This is a genomic window from Polaromonas sp. P1_E1_2 (genome assembly GCF_056406035.1).
In genome coordinates, this window is the sequence record NZ_JBFUAZ010000150.1 from 1 (window position 1) to 7,849 (window position 7,849).

Consider the following 7,849-nt stretch of genomic DNA (forward strand, 5'->3'; position numbering starts at 1 on the left):
CATGAATGGGGGAACCTTGCAGGATGCGCACGCCCAGGTGGCCATCAACATGACCAGCAGCGGTGACATGGTGATTGGCGGCCTGGTGGGCGAGGCCATCAACGGGGCCACGCTGCGTGACGTGTCGGCCTCCGGCGCGGTCAACGGGGGCAACAACTACGACTATGTGGGCGGGCTGGTGGGCCGCCTCAGCGGCGGCGCCACCGTGCAGAATGCGCGGGCTTCGGGCGCGGTCACGGGCCGCGCCCACGTGGGCGGGCTGCTGGGCGCGAACGGCAACGCCGACGCGCTCACCGCGGGTACCACCCTGACCAACGTCAGCGCCAGCGGCACCGTCAACGGCATCGGCAGGCTCGGCGGCCAGGGCGTGAACGGAGCGGCCCGCGACGTGGGTGGCCTGGTGGGCTGGAATTTCGGCAATATCTCCCAGGCGAGCGCGACCGGAGCGGTGGTGGCTGACGGCGGCGCGACCACCACCTATACCGGGGTTGGCGGCCTCGTCGGCCAGAACTACTCGGGGGACATCACCAATTCGTATGCCACCGGCTCCGTCACGGCCACGGGACTCACCGGTGTCACGCAGTACGTCGGCGGGCTGGTCGGCCACAGTACCGGAGCGCTGGCTAACGTCTATGCGACCGGCAACGTGAGCGCCACCGGGGACTACACCGGTGGCCTGGTGGGACGCAACACCGGTGCGGTGACGGACGCGCGCTCCGACGCCGTGACCGTGCAGGGACCCGGCAATTACACCGGCGGACTGATCGGCGACCACAGCGGCGGCGCCATCCAGAACGCCCGCGCCACCGCGAACGTCACCAGCCAGCGGCAGTACAGTGGCGGGCTGATCGGCAGATCGACGGGAGCCGACCTCAGCAACGTCACAGCCACCGGCTCCGTCACCAACACAGGCAACGCCGTGGGCAATGCCGGCGCGAACGTCGGCGGCCTGGTGGGGCGGGTCGCCGGCGGGACGATCGACCAGGGGGAAGCGACGGGTGACGTGAGCGGCTATTCATTTGTTGGCGGCCTGGTCGGCAACTTCGAAGGGACCTCGCTGACGCGGTCGAGTTCGACCGGCGCGGTCGCGGGCGACAGCCTCGTCTCCGGCGCGAACGTCGGCGGCCTGGCGGGGTACGCCGGCGGCACGGTCTCCGACGTCCGGGCCACCGGCAACGTCACGGGCCGCAGGTCGGTCGGGGGCCTGATCGGCAACGCCGACGCACAGCTTTCCAACGCGGTGGCGACCGGCAACGTGCAAGGCCTCACGAACGTCGGCGGACTGCTCGGGCAAACCATGGGCGTCATCAGCAACGTGCACGCCGAAGGCTCCGTGCGGGCGACCGACACGGGCAACAGCGATGTCGGCGGCCTGATCGGATCGGCTGAGGCGACGCTCAGCAATGCCTACGCCACCGGCCGGGTGGAGGGTGCCGGCAGCCGGGTGGGCGGCCTGATAGGGCATAGCGTCAACACCGGGGGTGTTCCCACCTCGAACGTCTATGCCACGGGAGAGGTGGTCGGTGCCGGCGGCGTGGGCGGCCTGGTCGGGGTCACCGACGCTGCCAGCGTGATTCGCGGCGCCTACGCGTCGGGGGCCGTCACCGGCACCGGCACCGCGGTGGGCGGCCTGATCGGCAGCAACAGCGGCGCGCTCAGCGATGCCTATGCGAGCGGCAGCGTGAGCGGTGGCAGCCAGGTCGGCGGCTTGATCGGCGATGTGGTGGCCGGCACGGTGGACAAGACCTACGCCACCGGCGCCGTCAGCGGCACCAGCGCCCTGGGCGGGCTGGCCGGCTCGGCCTCCGGCACGGTCACCAACAGCTACTGGGACACCGCCACCACGGGGCAGGCTACCAGCGCTGCCGGCACCGGCCGCACGACCGCGCAGATGCGCCAGCAGGCCACCTTTGCCGGATGGGACGTGGGTGCCACAGGCGGCACGTCCACCGTTTGGCGCATCTACGAAGGCATGACCAGCCCGCTGCTGCGCAATTTTCTGGTGGCGCAAAACGTGGCCAATGTGAACACGGTTTACAACGCGGCGACGCAGGCCGGCAGCGTGGTGGCGCCCTCGGGCACGCGCACCGGCACTGCCGCCAGTGGCCGCAACGTCGGCACCTACACCGCGTTTTCCGACCAGCAGGGGCTGGATATTGTGGGCGGCCTGCTGACTATTACGCCGGCCGCGCTCACCGTGAGCGGCGTGACGGCGAGCGACAAGGTCTACGACGGCAACACTATCGCCGCGTTGAATACCGGCGCGGCTACGCTGTCTGGCGTGCTCGGCAGCGATAACGTTGCCGTCAATTTGAGCAGCGCTACCGGCAACTTTGCCGATAAAAATGTAGGCAATGCCAAAGCAGTAACAGTAAGCGGGGTGGGCTTGTTGTCTGGCACTGATGCGGGCAACTACAGCGTGAGCAGCCCGACCGCGGTGGTCGCCAACATCACGCCTAAAACCTTGACGGTCAGCGGCCTTACTGCAGACAACAAGGTGTACGACGGCAACACCACCGCCACGCTGAACACTGGTGCGGCGGCGCTGGCGGGAATGGTAAGCGGCGACGCTGTGACGCTCGGCCTGAGCGGAGTGACGGGCAGCTTCGCCGATAAAAATGTTGGCAATGCCAAGGCGGTAAACCTGAGCGGGAGCGGCTTGCTGTCTGGCGCCGACGCCGCTAACTACAGCGTCAGCAATCCGGTCGGGCTGGTGGCCAGCATCACGCCCAAAGCACTGACCGTCAGCGGCATCACGGCCAGCGATAAGGTCTACGATGGCAACACTGCCGCTATCGTCAATAGCAGCGGAGCCAACTATGCAGGACTAGTGAGCGGCGATGTACTCAGCGTTAGTGCTACCGGGACTTTCGCCGACAAGAATGTAGCCAACGGCAAAACTGTCACGCTCGTTAGCAGTTATGGCGGTGCCGATGTTGGCAACTACAGCATCACCGATCAAGCAGCGACCACGGCCAGCATCACGCCGAAAGCACTTACGGTCAGCGGCATTACGGCCAGCGATAAAGTTTATGACGGCAGCACCGCCGCTACCGTCAACACCAGCGGCGCAAGCTACGCCGGCCTGATCGCCAACGACGATCTCGCGGTCACTGCCACTGGCGGATTTGCCGACAAAAACGTAGCCAATGGCAAAACCGTGACGCTCGCCAGCAGCTACATGGGCACCGACGTCGGCAACTACACCATCACCGGCCAGGCTACGACGACGGCGAACATCACACCCAAGGCCTTGACGGTCAGCGGCATCACGGCTGCTGACAAGGTCTACGACGGCAACGCGACCGCTACCGTCAACGTGGCTGGTGCAAGCTACGCTGGCCTGATCACCAACGACGATCTCGCGGTAACTGCCACAGGCGCTTTCGCCGACAAACATGTGGGCAGCGGGAAAGCCGTCGCCCTCAGCAGCAGCTACACAGGCGCCGACGTGGGTAACTACACCATCACCGGTCAGGCGGCGGCCACGGCCAGCATCACCCCGGCCGCGCTGACTGTGACCGCGCAGGCCGACAACCGTGTTTACGACGGCACCACCGCGTCGGCAGCAGCGTCCGTGGTCACCGGCGCGCTGTACGACACAGTTGCCAGCGCAGCCACGCAGACCTTCGACAACAAAAATGCCGGCAGCGGCAAGACGCTGACTGCCGCCGGACTGGTCATGAACGACGGTAATGGCGGCAACAACTACAGCGTCAGCTATGCCGCGAACAACAGCGGTGTCATTACGCCAGCGTCACTTTCGGTGATCGCCGATAACCAGGCCAAACAGGTCTATACGCCCGACCCTTTGCTGACTTACCGCACCGGGCCGTTTGCGGCCGGCGACAGCGCGGCCTCTGTACTGAGCGGTGCGTTGCAGCGCGTGGCGGGCGAGCAGCCTGGCAATTACGCGATCAACCAGGGTTTGCTGGCAGCCAATGGCAACTACACGATCAACTACACGCCCGGCACCTTGTTGATCACGGCCGGACTACTGCCTGGTCAGGCTGCAGGGTCGACCGGCGGCTCACCCTACCAGCAGGCAAAAGCGCAAACGCCGCTGCCAGCGCCTGAGTTCAGGCCGCTTTCTGCGTGTATCCCGCTGGCGGGTCGTGGCAACTGTGCCGGTGAACTGCCGCTAACGATTGTGGATGAGGGCATGCGCATGCCGGCGCTTGCTCAAAGCACCAACTGAAGGACTTTATTCATGCAACCCAGCTGACGGATGATTGGCTCACGGGTTTTCCGGACTTGATGTAGAGCTCGACCGCTCGAATCCTGTCTTGGCACGGATACGTGAACTACCTCCTGATAGTCCAATTTTTGTCTGCATCCCCTCTTGGGCAGGTTATGAGGAATCAAAACAAACCTTAAGCGCAGCATTCCAGGTGCTGGAGTTCAAGGCCGGTTTCCGCTAGGTGCAAGTCATGGCCCACTGCCGGCGGGCGGCCGCCTGAAGGAAGTCGATCACAGCCCGTACGCGCGCCGCGTTACGCAGGTTGGGCAAGGACACTGCGAACATCGTGTGGGTAATACCGGAAGYGTAAGGCGACAAGACCTCCTTCAAAAGGCCCTTGGCCACGTCCCCCGCCGCCAATGGAACCGACAGCATGCCGATGCCCGCCCCGGCCACCAGGGCGTGATGCACCAGGGCCGTGGTATTCATGGCGAGCTGTGACCTGACAGTGGCTTCGACCTTCCGTCCGGCCTTGCGGAACGCCCATGTCACAACGGGCCCCTGCGCGGTATGGGTTACCGTCTGATGCCTGCCCAACTCATCCGGGCCGGCGGGTTCTCCATGTTGGCGCAAATATTCAGGCGAGGCGTACAGGCGGCGTTCAAAGGAGCCAAGGGCACGGGCGACCACAGCCTCGCTATTGCCTACTGTGGTGCGCAGGGCCACATCGATCCCGTCCGTCACGAGATCGGCAACCCGGTCATCGGCCACCACCTCGATGCGCAACTCCGGGTATCGCGCGCGCAGCGCGCCCAGCTGCGGCACAACCAGTTCCTCGCAAATCTCCTGGCTTGAGGCCAGTCGCAGCGCGCCGGCCACGCGATTTCGCTGTTTCGACACCGCGGCAGAGATGTCCTCCATCCGCGCCAGCAGTTCACGTGCTTCCTGCGCCAACTCAAAGCCTTCGGCGGTTGCTGACAGCCCATGCGTGGACCGGCGCAACAAAGTGACCCCGTACCCCGTTTCAAGGCGGTTGACTCCTCGGGTAACGACAGAGACTGCCACGTCCAACTCCCGGGCGGCCGCAGAGAACGAATTGAGGTCGAGTGAGCGAACCAGCCACCGCAAGTCCGCAGGGTCCGGCAGGAAGTGTTTCATCGGGGTTGCCTTTGCGTTTCGAGCAAAACCGATTATGCGGGATGGAGGTTTCCGGCTGTAGTGGCTCGCCCTAAAGTGGCGKCACCAACCCAAAAAAGGAAACAACCATGCCTATCCTCAATGTCAAGATCTCGGCGAACCGTACGCCAGAACTCTCGCAACTCGTCACCGACACGCTGCTGGACCTTTCCAGCCGCTTGCTCGGAAAACGACGTGATCTCACCGCAGTGGTGATCGACTATGTCGATCCGCGCGACTGGTTTGTCGCCGGGAAATCGCTGGCCGAACTGAAGATGACCAGCTTCTACTTCGACATCAAGGTGGTGGACGAAACCAACACCAAGGCCGAAAAGGCCCGGTTTGTCGCCGAATCATTCGAAGCGTTCGGGCGCATCCTGGGAGACCTGCACCCAGAAAGCTACGTGTACGTGCAAGACGTGCGCGGCAGCGCGTACGGCTATGGCGGCCGCACCCAGGAATACCGCCATCAACATCCAGACCAATGAGAGGCAGAGCCATGGAACTAGCAAACACTATCGTCGCCGCGGCCATGCGCCGGGCCGGACTCAGCACCTGGATCCCGGAAGGGGAAGGGAAATGGTCACTTCCGATCCAGTTCCTGCCAGATGGTTCAGGCTGGGTCGAATTGATGCGGCTCAAGCCGGGCACACGGCTGGGTTTACACCGGCACACTGGCGAGGTTCACGCCCTGACCTTGGTTGGCGAGCGTCGCCTGAACGACGGTCGCATGGTGGGCGTCGGGGACTACATTCACGAGCCTGCCGGCAATGTGGACTGGTGGGAAGCTGTAGGGGACGAGGATCTGCTGGTGCACGTCGTCGTCAAGGGCAGTGTCGAATACCTCGGAGCGCACCACAGCGTACTGCAGCAAATAACCGCCGCCGACCGGATCTCGGACTACCACCGGCATTGCGCGGCAGTCGGTGTGCAGCCTCGCGCACTGGATTAGCTGGGCGATTCACGAATTGCCGATAGTCATGCCCTGCTTCACTGGGCCTTGCCAGCGCTCATTGCACTGTGCGCCGGGCGTATTGCAAATGTGCACCAAAGCCCAACTGAGAAGTTCCAGCGCCACAGCACCACAACACGCCTTGGTCACATGGAACTGCGGGCCTTGCTGGGTGGGTGGCCGATAACTCGCTTGAACGCCCGGCTGAACGAGGCCTCCGAGTCGTAACCCAGCCGGTCAGCGGCCACTGTGACACGCATGCCGTCCTGCATGATCCAGCTGCGGGCCTGGAACATGCGAATGCGGGCCACGTACCTGGCCGGGCTCTCGCCCACCGAATCCTTGAATGCCTGGGCAAAACGTGATCGCGATGCACCCATGATGTTCGCCATCTCCGGCACGCTCCAGTCCTGCTCCGGCGTCGCGTGAATGGCGGCAAGCACCTTGCCCACGCCGGGCGAGCGCAGCGCTGCGATCCAGCCCGTCGAGTTGCTGCAAGCGCATTCCACCCAGGCACGGATGATGCTCGCGGCGAGCACATCGGCCATGCGGGCCAGGATGCCGCAGGCGCCGATGCGGTTGAGCGAGGCTTCACGCTCCATCGCGTCGAGCAGCATGGGTACACCCGGGTCGCGTTGGGCCAGGTCGCCGGCGCGTATCACCTCTGGCATCATGGCCAGCAATGGGTGCAGAGGGTCAAGGTTGAACTTCATGGTGCCGCAGAACATGACGTGGGATGGCGTCTGCGCTGCGGGGGCTCCATCCCGCAACAAATAGATGTCGTCTGCGACCCGCTCGCGATCGAAAGTCGCGAGATCCACCGGCGGCACTTCTGGTGAGCTGGCCACGGTGTGGGCGGTGCTGCGGGGCAGCAGCACTGCGTCACCGGCCTTCAGTTCCATCCACCCGGACCGCTGCGTATGCATCCAGCAATCTCCGCTGGCGACGAAATGAAAACGTGCGGCAGCTTGCGCGGCAAAGGAAATCGCCCACGGCGCGTGCATCAGGCAGCGGCCGTACTCAACGCCGTCCAGGCGCAGGCCCAGCAGGACTTTGGTGAGGGGGTCGGGGCCTGCGGCAGGAAGACCCCCGCCTTCGTGAGGAGGCTGAATGACAGGCGTGAAAGTTCTGGAGGAATCGTCAAGCATTTCGGCTCTTTCGCCATGGAAAGGTGTCGATGCTAGGCCTAAGCTGGCAACCCTATCCTCAACAAGGCTTCACATTTCATGTCATCTACTTCCTGTTCTGCCTGTCTCGATCCACTGGCCGCTGGCGCGACCCCTGGCAACGATTCACCTGGCGAAGCCGCCGCCCTCTGGGCGGCGGTTGCTTCACTTTCCCTTGGCGTGTTCGGCCTGGTCACTGCGGAATTCTTGCCGGCCAGCCTGCTGACCGCCATGGCGGCTGACCTGCACGTCACGGCAGGCGCTGCGGGCCAGGCTGTCACGGCCACCGCGCTTGTCGGTGCGGTGGCCGCGCCAACCATCCCCTTGCTGACGGCGCGCTTCGATCGGAAGCGGGTGTTGCTGACGCTCACAGCC

Annotated in this window: 5 protein-coding genes and 1 pseudogene; 4 read left to right on the top strand and 2 right to left on the bottom strand. The window is 64.5% G+C overall.

The genetic code is table 11. From position 1 onward, the window contains the following. On the top strand, positions 1–4,198 hold a 4,198-nt coding region (locus tag AC1D1P_RS09440), incomplete at its 5' end, for a beta strand repeat-containing protein (RefSeq protein ID WP_477672782.1). 219 nt (positions 4,199–4,417) lie between these two features. Here the strand turns inward: AC1D1P_RS09440 and AC1D1P_RS09445 are convergent. Beyond that, positions 4,418–5,338 carry a LysR family transcriptional regulator gene (locus tag AC1D1P_RS09445; RefSeq protein WP_477672783.1) on the bottom strand — a complete coding sequence of 307 codons (921 nt, stop codon included), beginning with the start codon at positions 5,336–5,338 and terminating at the stop codon, positions 4,418–4,420. Positions 5,339–5,445: 107 nt separating this feature from the next. Here AC1D1P_RS09445 and AC1D1P_RS09450 point away from each other — a divergent pair, with 107 nt between their 5' ends. Both AC1D1P_RS09450 and AC1D1P_RS09455 read left to right on the top strand, forming a co-directional pair. Beyond that, positions 5,446–5,844 carry a tautomerase family protein gene (locus tag AC1D1P_RS09450; RefSeq protein ID WP_477667405.1) on the top strand — a complete coding sequence of 133 codons (399 nt, stop codon included), beginning with the start codon at positions 5,446–5,448 and terminating at the stop codon, positions 5,842–5,844. A gap of 11 nt (positions 5,845–5,855) precedes the next feature. After that, positions 5,856–6,308 (top strand): cupin domain-containing protein, encoded by a 453-nt coding sequence (locus tag AC1D1P_RS09455; RefSeq protein ID WP_477672784.1) that lies wholly within the window; start codon positions 5,856–5,858, stop codon positions 6,306–6,308. Positions 6,309–6,454: 146 nt separating this feature from the next. Here AC1D1P_RS09455 and AC1D1P_RS09460 read toward each other — a convergent pair whose 3' ends face one another. After that, a complete protein-coding gene (locus tag AC1D1P_RS09460) occupies positions 6,455–7,456 on the bottom strand; it encodes an AraC family transcriptional regulator (RefSeq protein WP_477672785.1) in 1,002 nt (333 codons plus the stop codon). Positions 7,457–7,534: 78 nt separating this feature from the next. On the opposite strand from AC1D1P_RS09460, the pseudogene AC1D1P_RS09465 reads away from it, so the two are divergent. After that, positions 7,535–7,849: pseudogene (locus tag AC1D1P_RS09465) on the top strand (MFS transporter); the annotation flags it as partial.